Raw genomic sequence first — 17,632 nt, 5'->3', positions numbered from 1 at the left:
ACGAGTATGCCCTGCCGCTGGTCGGCAACGGTCCGCGAATAAACATGCTGAGTTGGAAGGAGATCTGTGTACTGGATGTCCTTCGTCGAACACGGGCATATCAGTTGGCATTACGCCTAACGAAACCCATGCAACCAACACCCTTGATGAAATATAGATAATCCTGCAGACTATCTATAAAGTGATTCTGCAAAGGAAATTATATGTCTGAGATCGTCGAAAATGATGTCTTTCTTCCTGGTTTTGCGGGCAATAGGCCGCTTTTGACACAGGAGGCCGCATATATTATCTATAAAAAGCCTTTTTTCGATCTCATTTTTGAAGCTCAAAGGGTTCATCGCGAGAATTTTGATCCGAATGTCGTTCAAACGTGCCAATTGATGTCGATAAAAACTGGAGGCTGTCCTGAGGACTGCGGATACTGCAGCCAGTCGATGCACAATCCAACTGGCCTGAAAGCATCCAAACTTCTTCAAGTCGAGAGGGTCATCGCTGAAGCAAAGAAGGCGAAAGCTGCCGGTGCAACGCGTTACTGCATGGGCGCTGCGTGGCGAAGTCCTAAAGACAGAGACATGGCAGCGATAATGGCCATGATTAAGGGCGTGCGTGCGCTCGGGATAGAAACATGTATGACGCTCGGAATGTTGAGACTCGACCAGGCACAAGCTCTGGCCGCCGCTGGGCTCGATTACTACAATCACAACATTGATACTTCCGAGAGTTTCTACAGTGAAATTATTACCACGCGGAAATTTGATGACAGGCTAAATACACTGCATAATGTACGGGCGGCCGGAATCAACGTTTGTTCGGGCGGCATTTTGGGAATGGGAGAGACCATAGAAGACCGGATTTCTATGCTTCTCACGCTGGCCAATCTGCCTACTCCGCCTGAGAGTGTCCCGATTAATCAGCTAATCCCCATCCCTGGTTCGAAATTGCAGGGCGCCCAGATGGTCGATCCCATCGATTTTATTCGAACGATTGCCCTCGCACGGATTTTGATGCCAAAATCCTATTTAAGGCTCTCTGCAGGCCGAAATGCGATGAGCGATGAAATGCAAGCTCTGTGCTTTTTTGCTGGAGCCAATTCTATTTTCATCGGGGAGACGTTGCTAACAGCAGGAAACCCCGGGGAGGATCATGACGCAGTTCTTTTCCGCCGCCTTGGGATTACGACTGCAACCACGGCGAATCTGAACTGATTATGGCCATGTTCAAGGACTACACAGCTACCTTGCATCAACTGGAGAGCAAAGGACGACTTCGGCGGCTTGTTCCATCCGCTGGCGTTGATTTTACCTCCAATGACTTTCTCGGCTTTGCTAATTCTCAGCGATTAAAGTCTGCTGCCAAAAGCGCAGTCGAAAGAGGAGTGCCAATTGGTTCAGGTGGATCCCGTCTTTTGCGCGGTAATCATCCCGAACACGAGGCACTCGAAAGTGAAGCAGCATCATTCTTCGGCGCACAAAAGGCTCTCTACTTTGCAAACGGTTACCTCGCTAACTTTGCGCTATTTTCGAACTTACCGTCCCGAAGTGATCTGATCGTCTTTGACACGCTTCTCCATGCTAGCGCACGAGATGGCATTGTCGCCAGCAAGGCGCGATCTGTTGCTGTTTTACACAATGACGTCAATCATTTCGAAGCTGTAGTTCGTAATTGGCGTGAACAGGGTGGGAAAGGAAGGCCTTGGATCGCTGTTGAAAGCCTTTATTCGATGGATGGCGATAAAGCACCACTCGCTGAACTGGCCGACGTTGCGGCGAGACATAACGGCCTCCTTGTCATTGATGAGGCGCATGCAACTGCTGTGCTAGGTGATGGCGGCAAGGGACTCGCTTCGTGCTTAGGTTCGCAAGAAAACTTTATAATTTTGCACGCTTGTGGGAAAGCTCTTGGTATCTCAGGTGCGCTAGTTACGGGGCCAGAGGTCTTGATAAGTTGTCTAATCAACCGCGCGCGCCCTTTCATTTACTCCACTGCTCCTTCACCGTTGATCGCTGCATTAGTTCGCGAAGCTCTTTGCATGGTCAGTGAAGAACCGGAAAGGCGGCAATCACTCGAACGGCTTGTCGCCTTCGCTGGCGATGAAATTTCGAGATTGCTTGATATCTCGCCTGAAGGCACTCACATTCAGCCCATTTTGCTTGGCAGCAGTTCCCGCGCTAACACAGTTGCGTATGCCCTGCAGCGAAATGGTTTTGACATCCGCGCTATACGCCCCCCGACAGTACCAAACGGGACCGCTCGGCTTCGTCTTTCTATTACACTCAATGTCAACGAACAGCGCATCGCCGAAATGCTCACCTGTCTCGCAAGGACCCTGGAGGAAACACCGGTATGACATATCGTCTTGTCATCACAGGAACCGACACTGGCGTCGGCAAAACCATCTTCTCCGCGGCGCTGACTTCGGCATTGAAAGGATATTATTGGAAACCTGTTCAATCTGGTCTTGCGGACGAAACGGACACTGAAACAGTCGCGCGGCTGTGTGATCTACCCCCTAAGCACTTCCTCAGGGAGGCCTATCGACTACGCATTCCAGCGTCGCCCCATTATTCGGCAATGCACGAAGGCGTGGAAATCATCGCTGAGGTTCTTCTGCCGCCATCCGAGATTGATGCGCTGATCATTGAAGGCGCAGGCGGTCTACTGGTCCCTCTTTCAAAGAAACTTCTCTTTGTTGACCTGTTCGCCGAATGGCAACTTCCTGTTGTGATCTGCGCGCGTACCTCGCTTGGTACCATCAATCATACTCTTCTCTCAATCGAAGCACTGCGTCAGCGCAATATACCTATTTGCGGCGTAGCGTTTATTGGCGATGAGAATAAGAACACACAAAACATAATCGCTGAAATTGGGAAAATAAGGATATTGGGCCGATTACCGTTTTTACCAAACTTGACCAAAGAAACCTTACGGGATGCTTTCAACCGGAATTTTGATATCATGACGTTTAAGGATGCCAGTTCGTGACCCACTCCCCGACTTGGTATCCGTTTACCCAACATGCTCTTGATCTGCCTTTTAAGACGATCAAGACAACGGAAGGTGCTTATCTCTTCGATGAAGATGGAAATCGCATCTTCGACGCTATTTCTTCTTGGTGGGTTACAACTCACGGGCATCGTCACCCTCGTATCATGGCCGCAATCCGGCATGCATGCGAAAACATTGATCAAATCATCTTTTCAGAATTCACGCATGCGCCAGCAGAAAACCTTGCTAAGAAGCTATTGGCATTTGCACCGAGTGGACTTGGAAAAGTCTTCTATTCCGACAGCGGTTCCACGGCTGTTGAGGTTGCTATAAAGATGGCACTTGGGGCCTTCTATAACCGTGGCATTGCCCGCAATCGGATCGTGGTCATGGAGCATAGCTACCACGGCGACACAATCGGCACGATGTCAGTGGGGGAGCGTGGTGTCTTCAACGCTCCTTTCACACCGCTTCTGTTCAACGTTGACCGTATCCCCTTCCCCCAGATTGGTTCTGCGGAAAAATGCATCGATGCCTTTGAGGCGTGTTGCCGTCGCGGCAATGTCGCAGCGCTTCTTGTTGAGCCGCTTGTGCTTGGCGCGGGTGGAATGAAATTCTATTCCGCATCCGTGCTAAGTGAACTAAAGAATGTCGCGAACCGTTACGGTTGTCTGTTTATTGCTGATGAAGTCATGACCGGCTGGGGGCGTACGGGAACGCCTTTCGCATGTTGCCAAGCTGGTATAACCCCCGATATACTATGCACGTCGAAAGGTCTCACGGGAGGCTCACTCCCGCTAGCAGCAACTCTTTGTACCGAAGAAATTTTCAGCGCACATTTTTCGTCTGACCGCCGAAAAACCTTCTTCCATTCCAGTTCCTACACCGCAAATCCGATTGCTTGTGCCGCTGCACTGGCGAATTTAGATATATGGAGCGATGAGCCTGTCGCTGCTCGCATCGATAAGATCATCGAACTGAATGCTACAAATCTTGCGCGCTTTAAGAATGATCCAAGGTTTAACAATGTTCGACAATGCGGAACGATTGCAGCCCTTGATCTAGGTTCTGCTTCAAACGGATACTTGGCGGAAACTGGACAATTCCTTCGCAGGTTCTGTCGTGGGCGGGGAGTTTTGCTACGTCCGCTTGGAAATGTGGTTTACCTCATGCCACCCTACTGCTCCAGCGCAGATGATCTTTCAGCAACTTATGACGCGATCGATGAGGCTGCATCTCTGTGCGCGACGGTAACGACATAATGCTCACCCCATCTTCACGCATGGCCGGCTTTGGTCACTCTGTCCCGTCTCGGATTGTAAGAAATTCCGAGATCGAGGCGCAGCTTAGCCTGGAATCTGGATGGATAGAACGCCGAACGGGTATTAAATCACGCTATTGGGCGAATGAAAGTGACACACTAACCAACCTTGCAACGAAGGCGGGAGAAATGGCGCTTGATTGCGCTCAAATCTCACGTTCTGAAATTGCGTTGACTCTTCTTGCAACCTCTACGCCAGACCATCTCTTGCCGCCCTCCGCGCCCCTGCTCGCTCTTCGTCTTGGACTGACGCATTCGGGCGCTATTGATCTTACAGGAGCATGCTCAGGTTTTCTTTATGCCCTTAAGCTAGCGGACGGGTTCGTTCGAACTAGTGGCCAGGCTGTATTGATTGTTGCGGCGAATATCCTTAGTCGTCGCACAAACCCGCTTGACCGATCAACAAGAATACTGTTCGCGGACGGAGCAGGAGCTGTAGTTCTCCTTCCTTGTTCGGACAAGGAAGTAGGCCTCAAGGCTGCAGCTTTGTTGTCCGATGGAAGTGGATATGACCTAATCCAAATTCCTGCCGGCGGCAGCAATCGTCCATTTGATCCGAGACATTCAAAGGATGAACAGTTTATATCTATGCGGGATGGTCGTGAGGTCTTTTCAAGGGCGGTGTCGCTAATGACACAGGTCACTCGTAAAGTCATGGACCAGACTGCGCTTTCGTCAGCGCAGATAGATTATCTTATTCCTCACCAGGCTAATTTGCGCCTATGCAACGCCCTTCGCACGAGCATTGGAGTGCTGGAGGACAGAATGGATAGAAGCATCGAGCATTACGGAAATACATCCGCTGCAACGATACCGCTCGCGCTTTCTGTCAGGTATCAGCAACGTCAGTTCAGGTCGGGTGAGAAATTGATGATGACTGCAGCAGGCGCAGGTTTGTGCGCGGCGGCTGTATTATTTGTGATTTGACGGCAAAGTTGGCAAGGTCACAGACCGAGATCGTCTTTGGTTTGAAATATGAGCAATCACGACGTCTAGTCTAAATTGTGATTAATATCTGCGAAAGTAGCATGGTTTCTTAGTTGCTTGACCGAAACTTGATGTCTTCGTCAGAAGTTATTGAAACAGCACCTAAAGTTACTTTTAACGCCAGTACGGCAAACACTGGAACGCACTGGCATTCAACGAAAAGAGGATAAGCAGGATGAACTAAAGACAGCTTACTGACGAGGTTTATCAGACACTGGAGAAGACCGGTGTCAGTTCGCGAAAAAACGTCAAGTAGCTACTTCATGAGGCTGAGTGCCTTTATGCGGACTAGTATTCTCCCAACAAAAATCCGCTTATATTCGCGAAATATTCACGCAGCCAAGCGTTGTAGCGCAAATAAAGCGGCGTTGGCGCAGGTATCCCTTGGATCGAAGTGAAGCCCGCCTTGCGTGCGATACGCATCGCCCTCGCCACATGAAAGTCACTGGTGACAAGCGCAATCGTATCATCAAGACTGATCCCATTGGCGCTTAGGATATTGGCACTGAAGCGGAGATTTTCATCCGTACTGGTGCTGCGCTCCTCAAGCATGATGCGATTCGTTGAAAATCCTTTGGCCGCCAAGAAGTCTGCCATTACGGATGCTTCCGAACAGCGAAGTCCGAAGTCAACTCCACCGCTAACTATGATGCGACTAGTCGGCCAATTCGAGGCAAGTTCAAGTGCTTTGTTCAGTCGTGATTGAAGGGTAGAAGATGCCGCACAGTTAGGCGTCCCAGAACCCAGTACCAAAATAGAGTTAGCGGATGGCAGATTGGCGGTCGGTTGTTGTAGTTCTTTGTGAATAAGAAAAAAATATCCCAGCAACGATGCTAACCACAGGAAGAATGCCGCAAGAAGGGCTCGCCAACAAAATCGACGAAAGCGAGATCTACTGAACCATCCCGTTATGCGACCCCATTGCAAAGAAAGAAGCACCAGGATCAGCCCCAGAAATGCAGGCAAGGTTACGCCGAAATTAAACAAACCCATCGACATAAGGATTCCGGCGTCAATCATCAGAAAGCCGCCGCACGTGCCTAGCAAAAATCTTATGATTGGATTGGATCTGTCGCCCTCGATAGCCAGTGATTGAACACTCAGTTTCTTTCTCCATACCTGTTAAGAGATGTCATTTCCGCAGCTGTTTTAAGCGTGTTCATTCGAGTTCATTGGGTAGCGAGGGTAATACAATGCCATCGGAGCCGAGATAAAGAGACCCAGCACCTAAAACGACCAGTCACATCTCACCCTGTGTTCGGTAGTATCACATGATTTGTGTCATTCTTATCGTTTTCAATTGCACCTTGTATCATTTCATCTGTAACACGCAGTTCCGCTCCGATTGGGGAGAAAGGTGTCGCTGGAGCAAATGGTGCGGCAGGGATTGATTCCGGCCTGGCGCCTCGTCTCCACGTGAAGAACCCTGCCATCAAAACATTTAGAATACCGAGCGCCCAGAACAAACCAGAAGGTCCGACTGCAGCCATGATGGGAGAAATAATCAGTGGACTGATCGCAGAACCGAGGGAGTTAATCAGTAACAACCCTTGAATCATCCGGACAAGCGCGTCGGCCGAAGTGCTGTCTGCAGAATAACTCACCGCCACCGGGTAAATTGCAAAGATACCACCACCGAGCAGAAAGAAAATGTAGATAAGCATTGGTGAACTTGGTGACATCGCAATTATTGCGCCGGCGAGAACCACACAAGTGATGCTTAGAATTATCAAAACGATACGCCGGTCTTGTCTGTCGGACCATCGACCAACGGGGTACTGCAGAACCATGGCACCGAAGATCACGCTTGCCATCATCGTGCCGACATCGCTCACATTCAGTCCAATACGTTGGAGATAAAGCGGTAGCAGCGCATAGATTGCAGCAATAGCAATACCAGATCCGAAGCAGCCAATGACCCCGCTGGGTGTCATACGCAACAATTCAAAGGGCTTGAGCGGTTCTATCTTCTCAACGACCGGAGTTACTTTTGGAAGTATGACTATTGGCAAGACCGACAAGGAAGCTAACATTCCAGCTGCCATGAAAGGCGCAACAGTTCCCCAGGAGTCAATAACGCCGAGGCCAGCCTGCCCCATCATCCCAGACCCGTATAGCGCAATCATATATAGAGCGAGAATCCTTCCGCGCATCTTTTCGTCCGAAGCGAGCAGTAGCCAACTCTCGATGACGAGAAATACCCCGATAGCAGCCCATCCATATAGTAATCGAAGAAAAAACCAGAACCACGTGTCAAAATATAGGCCCTGAAGCAGCACACTTACGGCTATAAGCGATGCGAAACTGCTATAGGCACGAATATGGCCAATTCTCACAATCAGACGATCGTGAAATAATGCACCTAGCGTTAATCCAATAAAATATGCGGAGGAAACGATCCCAACAACGGTTGCAGTCTCACCCGCCGCGTCTAGACGCAATGTGGTCAGTGATGACAGGAATCCGTTCCCAATACTGACAATAAACAGTCCCAGAAGCGGCGCCAGCACCATTGCCAGCAATTGCGTAGACATATTGACCTCAAAAGACCAGGCAAGCCCGAGTTGTATCCCATTGCCCTCTGCCGAGTGTTCATCAATGCACCTTGGAGGTGATGCTCCGACGAAAGAACCCTGATTCATTTGGCGCGTCGTTGAAAGGCAGAACGCGAACCGTGCAGTGACAATCAGAATAATTAAAGATTCGGCGTTGGCTTATAAACACTACGCCTGCCGTTTCAAGAAGAGTTTCATATGCTTGCGATCACGCATCGTTGACGATGCGTGCCATAAAAAATTCACAACCGTGAGGATCCAAAATGAAAGCCACTAAAGGCGTGGCTAAGCACTGTCAATTCATAGACTATAGCGGGAGTGCTCGATTAATCTGGTTGACTTGATTTCTCAAAAATTAGTGCGAACAAATTACAGCGATAAGTCTATGAACTAGGGATTCAGCGCGTACTCGTTAACTGCCGGTATCATCGCTTTACCAAGTAATCACTCACTGGCGACTTGATGACATCAAGACCCTCTGCCAGTTCGCAATAAGCGGCGGACGAAGAACTCCAATTCACACCTCGTGTTTGGAAGAATAGCTTCAATTCCGCACTCATTTTGTCTTTTGCATTCATACCGGCCGCTTCCATGAAGGCTTGGCCGGATGAAAACATTGTCTTTGCGATGCTCATCACAGAATCTCGCCTGGCATCCAATTTCTTGTCATCGATGGAATAGTTTGGACACTGTTCCGCGATCCGCTGCGTTATCGCTTTAATGAACACGATCTGATTCATTTCGCTGGCGACTACTCGTTGCGTGATAGACAGTTCTGCTGAGCGTGCACCTGTTGTCGCGCAGGAGACAATAATAGCACCAAGTAAAATTGTTTTTTTCATTTGTTGCTCAATACCCGACATTGTTAAAGTAGTCCGATATCCATCGCGAGTCGTTTGTTGGACTTTTAATTGACGTTCTTCATTTTAGCTACTGCTCAGATATCAGGAGGCTGTCAAGCTGCTGCGACTGGCTGTGAACCACGATCACTTGTAAATTTCTGCATATCGAGAAAGATTGCAACAAAGTGAATAGGGATCTAAGCAGTGTCAGAGTTGCGCAATGGTAAGAAAGTCACTGCTTCTTGATGAAGGTTCCAGCCCGCAACACTGCTTCTTCTAATCGCCGAGCGCCGGGTAGAAGACAACCAAATTGACTGCACCGACAATGAGGCCAGTCTAATATGCCGCACTGGGCGCCACACGCTATCCTAAAATGTATTGGCGCACGCTGGACATTCAGCAGTATGTATTATCTTGTTCTGTTTTCCGGTACGAGCGAACAAAATTCAAGATGATCAAGCACCATTTGGCGTGCGCTGCCCCCCTCCGGGAACGGTCCAGCCTGTCTTTATCGGCGGATGGAAACTAGCGGTAAACAATTAGGGCAAGTCCTGCGACTACAAACGCAGCGCCAAGCCAAGCACCTCCAGCCGGACGCTCGCCCGTCCGTAACCACAACATTGGCAATATGATCACCGGCGTTGTCGCTGAAATGGTCGATACAATGCCTGTTTTGCCGCCTGAAAGTGCATAAAGGAGTAGTGTCATACCAACAGCTAATGCCACAAACCCCGACAGTGCTGTCATCGCGAGGACGGGTAAGGTTGGAGGATTACGGGGCTTGACCGAAGCGATAGGTAAACGGGTGAACGCGCTAAGGCATGCTGCAGCGACACCGACCCGCATCAGCGAGCCGACGAAAGGATCAATTCCGGACTCCATCACGGGGCGGACAATTATCGAACCAACGGCCTGTCCAAGTGCTGCAAGAATTCCAAATGAAACGCCGACCCATAATGCGCCTTTGACTGCCTCCCAAGGGTGTTTTTGATTGGTTCTTTTACCAAAGAAAATTGCGAGACAGACACCGAAAATTGTCAATCCAATCCCTAGAACCGAACGTAATGCGAGCGTTTCGCCCAGAACCAACCAACCCATGACCGCTGCTATCGGCGCATTCATCGCGAAAAGAATACCTGAACGACGAGGTCCCAAGCGATTTAAGGCGGCAAAAAGAACGGTGTCACCAAAGAAAATTCCAATGACGCCAGATAGCACAAGTGGGCCAATATTGCTAATATTCAACTCGCGCCAAGTTCCGGTAAAGACAACGTAAGTGAGGAGTAAACCCGTGACAAAAATTTGGCGTACATGATTAAATGTTGGTGCACCAAGATGCCCCGCTGGTCCTGCGGAGATAAGTCCGGTCACTGCCCAACAGGTCGCGGCACCAAATGCGGCGAGTTCGTAAATCAGCATTTGCTCCCCTTAGCCGATAACCAGAACAGGGCTAGGACGGATCAGTTTGCCTGTTTGATTCTTTCGCTCACGATTATCACCATGGCTCGTCCTTGGGTAGTATTGCTAAATTCTGTGCCCTACCCTTCAACAGTTACAGCCTTCTGAGATCAGAGTTGGCGGTCAACTGGAACCCCAGTGGGTTCGCCGAAGCTTGATAAGATTGCGCCCCCAGACATCACGACATTAACCGTTCGACTGCGACGCCAAGATGCAAGCATCATCAAAATTGGGATTTGATTATCTTGCATATGAGATATAGCTTTCGAAGCTCGCACATTAATGATTACCCAAAGATGGATATCACCGTCGATGCGTTTGTCGCTTGGCCTCACTCTTCTAATATCGTTTACAAATTTATCTTTTTCATGCGAACCCGCAAGTGTGGATTGGCAGAGATTTATGGCTGTTTACGACAGAGATGCCGACGGTTTCATTTCAGACTCTGAATTTGTCAACGTGTTCGATTTTCCGCCATATGATTTTCCTCGAGAACAAGACATATCTCGTACAGATTTGTTTAGGTTTCTGGATGCTGATAAAAATAGCCAAATTGATGCAAATGAGTTTGTTGCAATCTACCAAATTCTTCCAAATGGATGCTTGCTATTCGATAGAAGCGGAAATTGAACCGATAAGGTTATTCAAGGACGCTATAGTTACGGCTCCTGGGAGACCTGTATTGAGAAATGTTGAAAAAATCCAATCATTCTCTGACACGTTCATCCACTTAAAATCTTTTCGTCCTACAATGTTGCTCAAACGCTCACGGTAGTCAGGGTAAGTCTCTAGCGAATTTGATCTCGCAGGAGTGCTTCTAGCCAATCGACAAAAACACTCAAACGTCTGGATAGATGCTGCCTGCTAGGATAAAGTATTGTTAGAGGTAGAGGCTGTGCTTGATATGCTGGCATAAATTCGACTAATTCGTTGCTATCAATATGTGACTGCACGTCGTAAGCGGGAATCTGAATTAGGCCAAGGCCTGCGAGACAACAAGCTATATATGCTTCCGCATTGTTGACTGTAACGCGCCCCCGCAAAGCTTTCTTCTTTATTTCACCATTCTCCATCCACTCCCAGTCCTCGATCCGTCCAGTTGATGGCGATGCGTAATTAACCGCAAGATGACTGTCTAGCTCTTCCGGTCTGTCAGGTATTCCGTAGCGTTGGAGGTAATGAGGTGCCGCAACATTCAATAATGGCAATTCACCGATCGATCGGGCGATTAAGCTTGAATCTACAAGATGGCCCGCCCGCAGGACACAATCTACACTGTCCTCTGCTAGGTTGACCGCCCGATCCGTCACTCCGATGTCGATATTTATGTCAGGATATTGAGTAAGAAACGAGGAAAGTGCAGGCGCAACAATCAGCCGCCCAATTCTGCCCGGAACATTTATACGTATCTTGCCTGACGGTCGCGAAGCTTTTTGACGAAAAAGATTCTCGGTGTCCTCGACGTCGTAAATAACGCGTGTGCATCTTTCGTAAAATGCAATTCCATCGTTGGTTGGAGAGACGTTTCTGGTTGTTCTGTGGAGGAGTCTGGCGCCTATGCGGCCTTCGAGTTCCTGAATGGCAGCAGAAACAGATGATCGAGGCATATCAAGTGTCGCCGCGGCTCGGGTAAAGCTTGCACAGTCAACGACACGAATGAAGATACGAAAGAGGTCAATTCGGTCCACAGGTATCGGATCTCCATTTGTTCGCAAATTCTGACAAGTGATGTCAGAATACAGAGCTTTATACTGCATATCTAGACGGTATTTATATGATGCACGATTTCAAAAACCTGAGTTCCTAACATCTGGAGACAGAGATGACTTCTCATAGCATCAAGGGAAAGACTGTATTGATTGCCGGCGGCGCAAAGAACCTCGGTGGCCTTATTGCGCGCGACCTCGCTCAACAAGGCGCAAAAAGTATCGCCATCCACTATAATAGCCCATCAACAAGCGTCGAAGCGACTGCAACTGTTGCCGCCCTTAATGCACTTGGGACACAGGCAGTTGCTTTTCAGGCCGATCTTTCCTCCGCAGGGGGGGTAGAAAAACTTTTCACAGATGCCATTGCAGCAATTGGCAAGCCTGACATCGCGATAAACACAGTTGGAAAGGTTCTGAAGAAGCCCATTCTCGAGATTACTGAACAAGAATATGACGAGATGAGTGCAGTGAACGCAAAGACCGCATTCTTTTTCATCAAGGAAGCAGGTCGCCATCTCAACGACAACGGTAAACTTGTGACGATCGTGACGTCCTTACTGGGTGCTTACACGCCTTTTTATTCCAGTTATGCAGGAACCAAGGCACCCGTGGAGCATTTCACGCGGGCAGCATCGAAGGAATTCGGAGAACGAGGCATCTCTGTCACTGCCATTGGCCCCGGTCCTATGGATACTCCATTTTTCTATCCGGCCGAAGGTGAAGATGCCGTTGCTTACCACAAGACAGCAGCTGCATTATCAAATTTTTCAAATACCGGTCTGACTGACATTGAGGATATTGTGCCTTATATTCGCTTTATGGTTTCAGAAGGATGGTGGATGACCGGACAGACGATACTCGTCAATGGTGGCTACACCACTAAATAATTTGAAGCCGCCGCTCCTCACAAGCGGCGGCCTTTCCATCGATATATTATAGCGGAAGAGCCAAAAGCCACTGTGCTTAACCATGGTGTTGTCAGAACCGCTCGTCTCTTGGACATCAGCAGAATTCTGGCCAGTTTACCGCTCCAGTCTTGCATCAGCAAAACGCCTGAGGCTGCATCCTAAGACGGATAAATTGAATGAATGCCAAACAAATTTTACAGAGCTCACTTCAGTCTACATCGTATCGCTTATGATATGAGGTTCAGTGCGCTTGTTGAAACGGCATAGAGAGAAAAATCGGCCAAGAAGATCTGCATGCCCTTTATATTTTGGTTGAGAGTTGCGCGCATAAGGTACGCGCTTCATGGATTTCACGTTCGCACGGTTGTGAGACAGTCTAGAGAACAGTTAGCTTGATAAAATTAGGTGCATTACGTTTGGCTTCGCGTTTTAATTTTTTCTTTCACTTCAGCCGGCACCGTGGTTGACAGTAACGGCCTCAAGCTGAGGCCGCTCGAGCTGAATGGATTATTTGAGAACAATACCCTTTTGCGCAAGCCCTGCTTTCAAAGTGTCAATAATATCGTTTTTCGTCTCGTAGAAGTTGCGAGAATTTGCCCAGTATTCAATCCTTAATGTAATCTTTTCGGCGGTGAGATCATCTGACATGACACGAGGCGCTGGGTTGTTGCTTACGCGCAAGTCTGACCTGACTATCTCTGTCACTGCAGCCTTAATGGATTGAATTTCAACATCCGAGCTGACTGCAATGGATAATAGCTGGCGCCGTTCCGGCTCACGACTAAAGTTAGTGATTGGTGTGTTCCAAAGTGTCGAATTCGGCGCCATTAGATAAAGACCGTCTTCAGTCTTAAGCTCAGTCGCAAACAGACCGACTTCAGAGATAGTGCCTTTGACGGCAGCGGTCTCGATATACTCTCCCACTCTGAACGGACGCAGCACGAGCAACATGATACCGGCGGCAATATTTTGCAGAGTACCCTGCAATGCCAGCCCGATAGCAAGACCCGCAGCGCCCAGCGCGGCGATAATAGATGCCGTCTGCACTCCGAATTGGCCAAGAACCATAACGAATACAAGCATAAGGAAAGCGTAGTGAAGTACGCGCGAAAAGAAACGCGCTAACGTTTCATCAATTCCACGCACGTTTGACAGACCTCTATATGCCCACTGGCTTAAAATTCGGGAGAAGAGCCAACCTCCGATCAGCAATATGACTGCACCAAGGAGCGAAAGCCCATATTGTATTGCCAATGCCCACAATTGCCCCAATCCTGCAGGAACGGCCGTGAGAGGGTTTGTCAGTTGATTTTCCATTCTGGACTAGGCTCCTTCAACGATGTTTGGTGTAAACTTCAAGTGTATATTCCATGCATTACAGCGTCGTAATGCTCCTCTATGGCTGAGGTGCAACTGCATGACTTTTTCCTCAAGGCAACTTCGTCCTCAATAATGACCATACCGCGACGCGTCGTGATGATGCCCTCCGCACGCAGTTGGCCAATTGTTCGCGTAACAAAAGTGCGTCCAACGCCAAGCATTTCAGACAACTGATCGTGTGTAAGTTCAAACTGACTTGAGCTAGTCCGTGCAGCAGCAGCTAGCAACCATTTGGCCGTTCTTTGCGTAATGGTGTGGGTGGCATTACAAGCAGCGGTCTGGAAAACTTGCGCCATAAGGCAGTCGGAATAGCGTGCAAACCAGTGTCGCAGAGCAACAGATTCCAACTTTACCTGCTCGAGAGCTGCTGTCTTGATACGGTAGAACCGCCCCGAATTGCGAACGATTGCCGTTGCGTAAGCTGGCAAACTGCCATTGGAGACGATACCCCCTACGGCACCTTCTCTTCCAATTAAGGCGATCTCGACAGCACTATTATCAGCGTCGATCCAGCGTTGGAAGCTAGCCATGGCTGGACCACAGGGAAACCAGGTATTAACCACATCATCGCCGGCCTTGTGCAAAATCGTCAGCGCTTCGAGGTCGAAGACCATCGTATGTGGTGAAAGTTTCTGACGATCGCTCTCGCTGAGCATCATCAGCAAAAGATTGTCTGAAAACTCCTGAAGAGGTTGAATGGTCATTGAAAACATATCCCTATTTCACTGGAAAACTGTCCAGAAGTGGACAGACGGTCGTGGGCCTCTATGTTACTTTTAGACATAACTCGCGTTAAAGAGTGGAAGTTTCGTTTTGGAAGCGTTGGAAGTCGAGCATCCATGAAGTTCACAAAGTGATCGAGACGTTCGGGTCCTAGCTTCGTCATGACCTCACATTTCGGCAGCTGGTGAGCTGCAATGCCATAGTTAGAAAGTGTGCTTTTAAAAATGTCCATTTCCGAACCCGTGAACCTTACGAACTGCGATCGGGAGCCAATTCATATTCCAGGTTCGATCCAGTCACACGGCGCAATGCTTGTGGTCAACCCTGTCAATCAACGGCTCTTGTTTGCTTCTTCCAATGTTCCGACGTTAACGGGCTACAAGGGTGATTTGATCCCTGGAACCGAAATTTCTTTAATTGTTGGCGAAAAGAACGCTCACGATTTCCGCAACGCTGCTGCTAAAGCGCGAGAACCTGGCCTTTCGTCAATCATCATTGGATTTCGTTTTCCAAGAAAGCAGGGCCTTTATGATGCGATCGTTCACACACACAACGGGCTAACTTTTGTCGAGTTCGAGCCCTCGCCAGATCGCGGACAAACTGCCCGGCAAGCCCTTGATCTCACACGCTCTGTGATCCACCGTCTCGGACGCGAAGAAAGTGTCTCGCGTGCGGCAACGGTTGCAGCTAAGCTCGTTCGCGCCATGCTGGGTTATGACCGCGTGATGGTCTACAGATTTTTGCATAACGGTGCTGGCCGGGTGATTGCCGAGGCAAAATCATCTACTCTGAAGAGCTTTTTGGGCCAGCATTTCCCGGCAAGCGACATACCCGCTCAAGCCCGAAAACTCTACGTCTCCAACACGATCAGAATGATCTCTGACACAGCTTCAGTACCCGTTGAGCTCGAACCCCGACTGGCTTTCTCTGAAGAGCCGGTGGATATGTCATTCGCACAGTTGCGCAGCGTCTCTCCGATTCATTGCCAATACCTCAACAATATGGGCGTTTCGGCATCGCTGTCCATCTCAATTATTGTTGATGGTGCTCTTTGGGGATTGATCGCCTGTCATCATGATCGGCCAAAGATGACAGCTCTGCCTCTGCGGATAGGAGCTGAGCTTTTTGGGCAGTACTTCTCCCTTCATATTGCAGCTTGTGAACGACGCGCGACCTTACAGGCGGCCGCAGAAGCTCGAATGAAATTGGATAAGCTGGTTTCTCGGCTTAGTACAAACAACTCAATGCGCGACGATCTTCTGGCGCAATTGCCAGAATTTGCAAAACTCGTTTCCAGTCATGGGGCGGCGCTTTGGATGGACGATAAATGGTTTGAAACAGGTGACGTTCTTGATGAAACGTCGACCCGCGAGCTTCTACAAGTAGCCAAAAAGGAGTCGCCAGGCGACATCTGGTCAACTTCGCAAATTGAAAACTATATTGAGGAGCATAAATCCAGCGTCGCCGGCATGGTGGCTATCCCGTTATCTGTAACCTTTGGCGAGTATCTGATACTCTTTCGTAACGAAGAAGCCCATCGGGTGGAATGGGCTGGCGAGCCTGTGAAGCAAATCGTTGATACACCGATGGGTCAACGTCTGACACCGCGCGGGAGTTTTGAAACGTGGCGCGAAGATGTTCGCGGACAATCAACCCCTTGGACGGAGAGTGACTTGTCTGTTTCGCGCGCGATCGCAACATATCTTAGAGATGTGATACTTCGCCAAACTGAGATTTCCGAGAAAGAACGGATCCGCACAGATCAGCGAAGGCGCATACTAAACGCGGAACTTAATCATCGGGTTAAAAATATTCTGGCTCTGGTCAAATCAATTGCTCGGCAGACTGGTATGGGCGCCGACAGCGTCGAAGATTATGCACTGACATTGGAGGGTCGGCTGAGCGCACTTGCGTCTGCACACGATCAATCACTCGACGGCTCAAAAAGTGGTTTAGTTGCGACCTTGATGGAAACCGAGGCAAATCTTTATCGTGCAAACAGTACTTCGCCCAAGATTACCATTGAAGGTCCACCTACGGCGCTCGATCAGCGAGGTTATAGTGTTCTGTCGCTTGTTGTGCATGAGATGATGACGAATGCCGCAAAATATGGAGCACTTTCTACAACGCAGGGTCAACTGGCGATAAATTGGATTGTTCTGCCATCGGGGGAATGTGAAATTTCTTGGCGCGAAAGTGGAGGCCCAGTCGTTTCACCGCCATCACGGACAGGGTTTGGAACTAAATTGATAAGAAGTTCTATTGAATACGATCTGCGGGGAAAGGTTCATATCGAACACCGCATAAATGGCTTGGTCGCTACCTTTAACATTCCGGCCCTACACGTTAGCAAGGAACTGGCCGACGTCACATGCTGCAACGTCAAGACTACCGCCCATGTGCCTCCTCTTGATCGAACTTCAATTCTTGTGGTTGAGGATCAAAGCTTAATAGCGATGGATGTCGAAGACACGCTGCGTACAATGGGAGCAGGTGATATTCGTCTAGCGAGTGATGCTGACGAAGCCTTGTTGACCCTTCAATCATTTCAGCCAGAGGTGGCTATTCTTGACTTCAGTCTTGGAGCGGTCACCTCCGAAAAGGTCGCGGAAGATCTGTCGGACAAGGGAATACCCTTCATTTTTATGACTGGATATAGCGACCATTCGTCAATTCCTGAACGATTTCAGCATATAGAAGTCGTACGAAAGCCAATCAATGACATTGCTCTTGCTGTAAAGTTGGCGGCTGTGTTGAAATGATG

At 49.0% G+C, this 17,632-nt stretch carries 15 protein-coding genes; 8 read left to right on the top strand and 7 right to left on the bottom strand.

The window, feature by feature from the left end:
- The first annotated feature begins 203 nt into the window (after window positions 1-203).
- The 5 genes from bioB to QSJ70_RS17295 are packed head-to-tail and all read left to right on the top strand — an operon-like array spanning window position 204 to window position 5,233.
- Window positions 204-1,205, top strand: a complete 1,002-nt coding sequence (gene bioB, locus QSJ70_RS17315; protein WP_285538176.1) for a biotin synthase BioB — start codon at window positions 204-206, stop codon at window positions 1,203-1,205.
- A gap of 8 nt (window positions 1,206-1,213) precedes the next feature.
- Window positions 1,214-2,347: an 8-amino-7-oxononanoate synthase gene (locus QSJ70_RS17310; RefSeq protein WP_285538174.1), complete on the top strand. Its 1,134-nt coding sequence runs from the start codon at window positions 1,214-1,216 to the stop codon at window positions 2,345-2,347.
- A complete protein-coding gene (bioD, locus tag QSJ70_RS17305) occupies window positions 2,344-2,982 on the top strand; it encodes a dethiobiotin synthase (RefSeq protein WP_215781669.1) in 639 nt (212 codons plus the stop codon). Before QSJ70_RS17310 ends, bioD begins: the two co-directional genes overlap by 4 nt.
- Window positions 2,979-4,247 carry an adenosylmethionine--8-amino-7-oxononanoate transaminase gene (locus QSJ70_RS17300; RefSeq protein ID WP_215781668.1) on the top strand — a complete coding sequence of 423 codons (1,269 nt, stop codon included), beginning with the start codon at window positions 2,979-2,981 and terminating at the stop codon, window positions 4,245-4,247. Before bioD ends, QSJ70_RS17300 begins: the two co-directional genes overlap by 4 nt.
- Window positions 4,247-5,233, top strand: coding sequence for a beta-ketoacyl-ACP synthase III (locus tag QSJ70_RS17295; RefSeq protein ID WP_215781667.1), 987 nt, complete (start codon window positions 4,247-4,249; stop codon window positions 5,231-5,233). The genes QSJ70_RS17300 and QSJ70_RS17295 overlap by 1 nt, the downstream gene beginning before the upstream one ends.
- A gap of 348 nt (window positions 5,234-5,581) precedes the next feature.
- Here the strand turns inward: QSJ70_RS17295 and QSJ70_RS17290 are convergent, their stop codons facing one another.
- From QSJ70_RS17290 to QSJ70_RS17275, 4 genes are all read right to left on the bottom strand, one after another.
- The gene (locus QSJ70_RS17290) at window positions 5,582-6,313 is read right to left on the bottom strand and encodes a YdcF family protein (protein ID WP_285538171.1); all 732 of its coding nucleotides are present in this window, start codon (window positions 6,311-6,313) and stop codon (window positions 5,582-5,584) included.
- 227 nt (window positions 6,314-6,540) lie between these two features.
- On the bottom strand, window positions 6,541-7,827 hold the full coding sequence (locus QSJ70_RS17285; protein ID WP_285538169.1) for an MFS transporter: 1,287 nt from the start codon (window positions 7,825-7,827) through the stop codon (window positions 6,541-6,543).
- A gap of 446 nt (window positions 7,828-8,273) precedes the next feature.
- Window positions 8,274-8,711 carry a hypothetical protein gene (locus QSJ70_RS17280; protein WP_285538168.1) on the bottom strand — a complete coding sequence of 146 codons (438 nt, stop codon included), beginning with the start codon at window positions 8,709-8,711 and terminating at the stop codon, window positions 8,274-8,276.
- Window positions 8,712-9,215: 504 nt separating this feature from the next.
- Complete coding sequence (locus QSJ70_RS17275; protein WP_285538166.1) at window positions 9,216-10,109, bottom strand: DMT family transporter; 894 nt, start codon at window positions 10,107-10,109, stop codon at window positions 9,216-9,218.
- Window positions 10,110-10,550: 441 nt separating this feature from the next.
- On the opposite strand from QSJ70_RS17275, the gene QSJ70_RS17270 reads away from it, so the two are divergent.
- Window positions 10,551-10,778, top strand: a complete 228-nt coding sequence (locus tag QSJ70_RS17270; protein ID WP_285538164.1) for an EF-hand domain-containing protein — start codon at window positions 10,551-10,553, stop codon at window positions 10,776-10,778.
- Window positions 10,779-10,936: 158 nt separating this feature from the next.
- Here QSJ70_RS17270 and QSJ70_RS17265 read toward each other — a convergent pair whose 3' ends face one another.
- Window positions 10,937-11,836 (bottom strand): LysR family transcriptional regulator, encoded by a 900-nt coding sequence (locus QSJ70_RS17265; RefSeq protein WP_285538162.1) that lies wholly within the window; start codon window positions 11,834-11,836, stop codon window positions 10,937-10,939.
- A 134-nt stretch (window positions 11,837-11,970) separates the two neighbouring features.
- On the opposite strand from QSJ70_RS17265, the gene QSJ70_RS17260 reads away from it, so the two are divergent.
- On the top strand, window positions 11,971-12,744 hold the full coding sequence (locus tag QSJ70_RS17260) for an SDR family oxidoreductase (RefSeq protein ID WP_285538160.1): 774 nt from the start codon (window positions 11,971-11,973) through the stop codon (window positions 12,742-12,744).
- 528 nt (window positions 12,745-13,272) lie between these two features.
- Here QSJ70_RS17260 and QSJ70_RS17255 read toward each other — a convergent pair.
- Together QSJ70_RS17255 and QSJ70_RS17250 are read right to left on the bottom strand one after the other, a co-directional pair.
- On the bottom strand, window positions 13,273-14,082 hold the full coding sequence (locus QSJ70_RS17255) for a mechanosensitive ion channel family protein (RefSeq protein WP_215781658.1): 810 nt from the start codon (window positions 14,080-14,082) through the stop codon (window positions 13,273-13,275).
- 38 nt (window positions 14,083-14,120) lie between these two features.
- The gene (locus QSJ70_RS17250) at window positions 14,121-14,849 is read right to left on the bottom strand and encodes a Crp/Fnr family transcriptional regulator (protein WP_285538157.1); all 729 of its coding nucleotides are present in this window, start codon (window positions 14,847-14,849) and stop codon (window positions 14,121-14,123) included.
- Window positions 14,850-15,092: 243 nt separating this feature from the next.
- Here QSJ70_RS17250 and QSJ70_RS17245 point away from each other — a divergent pair, with 243 nt between their 5' ends.
- Window positions 15,093-17,630: an HWE histidine kinase domain-containing protein gene (locus QSJ70_RS17245; protein ID WP_285538155.1), complete on the top strand. Its 2,538-nt coding sequence runs from the start codon at window positions 15,093-15,095 to the stop codon at window positions 17,628-17,630.
- Window positions 17,631-17,632 lie beyond the last annotated feature (2 nt).

This window comes from Brucella sp. NBRC 12950, from assembly GCF_030268145.1.
Classification (GTDB): Bacteria; Pseudomonadota; Alphaproteobacteria; order Rhizobiales; family Rhizobiaceae; genus Brucella.
Note: the sequence above shows the minus strand (reverse complement) of the source record. Positions and strands in the feature narration are given on the sequence as shown.

Coding starts and splice junctions, on each gene's coding strand:
- QSJ70_RS17275 (WP_285538166.1), bottom strand. CDS start 10,109: ATGCTGATTTACGAACTCGCCGCATTTGGTGCCGCGACCTGTTGGGCA.
- QSJ70_RS17245 (WP_285538155.1), top strand. CDS start 15,093: ATGTCCATTTCCGAACCCGTGAACCTTACGAACTGCGATCGGGAGCCA.
- QSJ70_RS17270 (WP_285538164.1), top strand. CDS start 10,551: ATGGCTGTTTACGACAGAGATGCCGACGGTTTCATTTCAGACTCTGAA.
- QSJ70_RS17285 (WP_285538169.1), bottom strand. CDS start 7,827: ATGTCTACGCAATTGCTGGCAATGGTGCTGGCGCCGCTTCTGGGACTG.
- QSJ70_RS17290 (WP_285538171.1), bottom strand. CDS start 6,313: ATGATTGACGCCGGAATCCTTATGTCGATGGGTTTGTTTAATTTCGGC.
- QSJ70_RS17255 (WP_215781658.1), bottom strand. CDS start 14,082: ATGGAAAATCAACTGACAAACCCTCTCACGGCCGTTCCTGCAGGATTG.
- QSJ70_RS17280 (WP_285538168.1), bottom strand. CDS start 8,711: ATGTCGGGTATTGAGCAACAAATGAAAAAAACAATTTTACTTGGTGCT.
- QSJ70_RS17295 (WP_215781667.1), top strand. CDS start 4,247: ATGCTCACCCCATCTTCACGCATGGCCGGCTTTGGTCACTCTGTCCCG.
- QSJ70_RS17310 (WP_285538174.1), top strand. CDS start 1,214: ATGTTCAAGGACTACACAGCTACCTTGCATCAACTGGAGAGCAAAGGA.
- QSJ70_RS17260 (WP_285538160.1), top strand. CDS start 11,971: ATGACTTCTCATAGCATCAAGGGAAAGACTGTATTGATTGCCGGCGGC.
- bioB (WP_285538176.1), top strand. CDS start 204: ATGTCTGAGATCGTCGAAAATGATGTCTTTCTTCCTGGTTTTGCGGGC.
- bioD (WP_215781669.1), top strand. CDS start 2,344: ATGACATATCGTCTTGTCATCACAGGAACCGACACTGGCGTCGGCAAA.
- QSJ70_RS17250 (WP_285538157.1), bottom strand. CDS start 14,849: ATGACCATTCAACCTCTTCAGGAGTTTTCAGACAATCTTTTGCTGATG.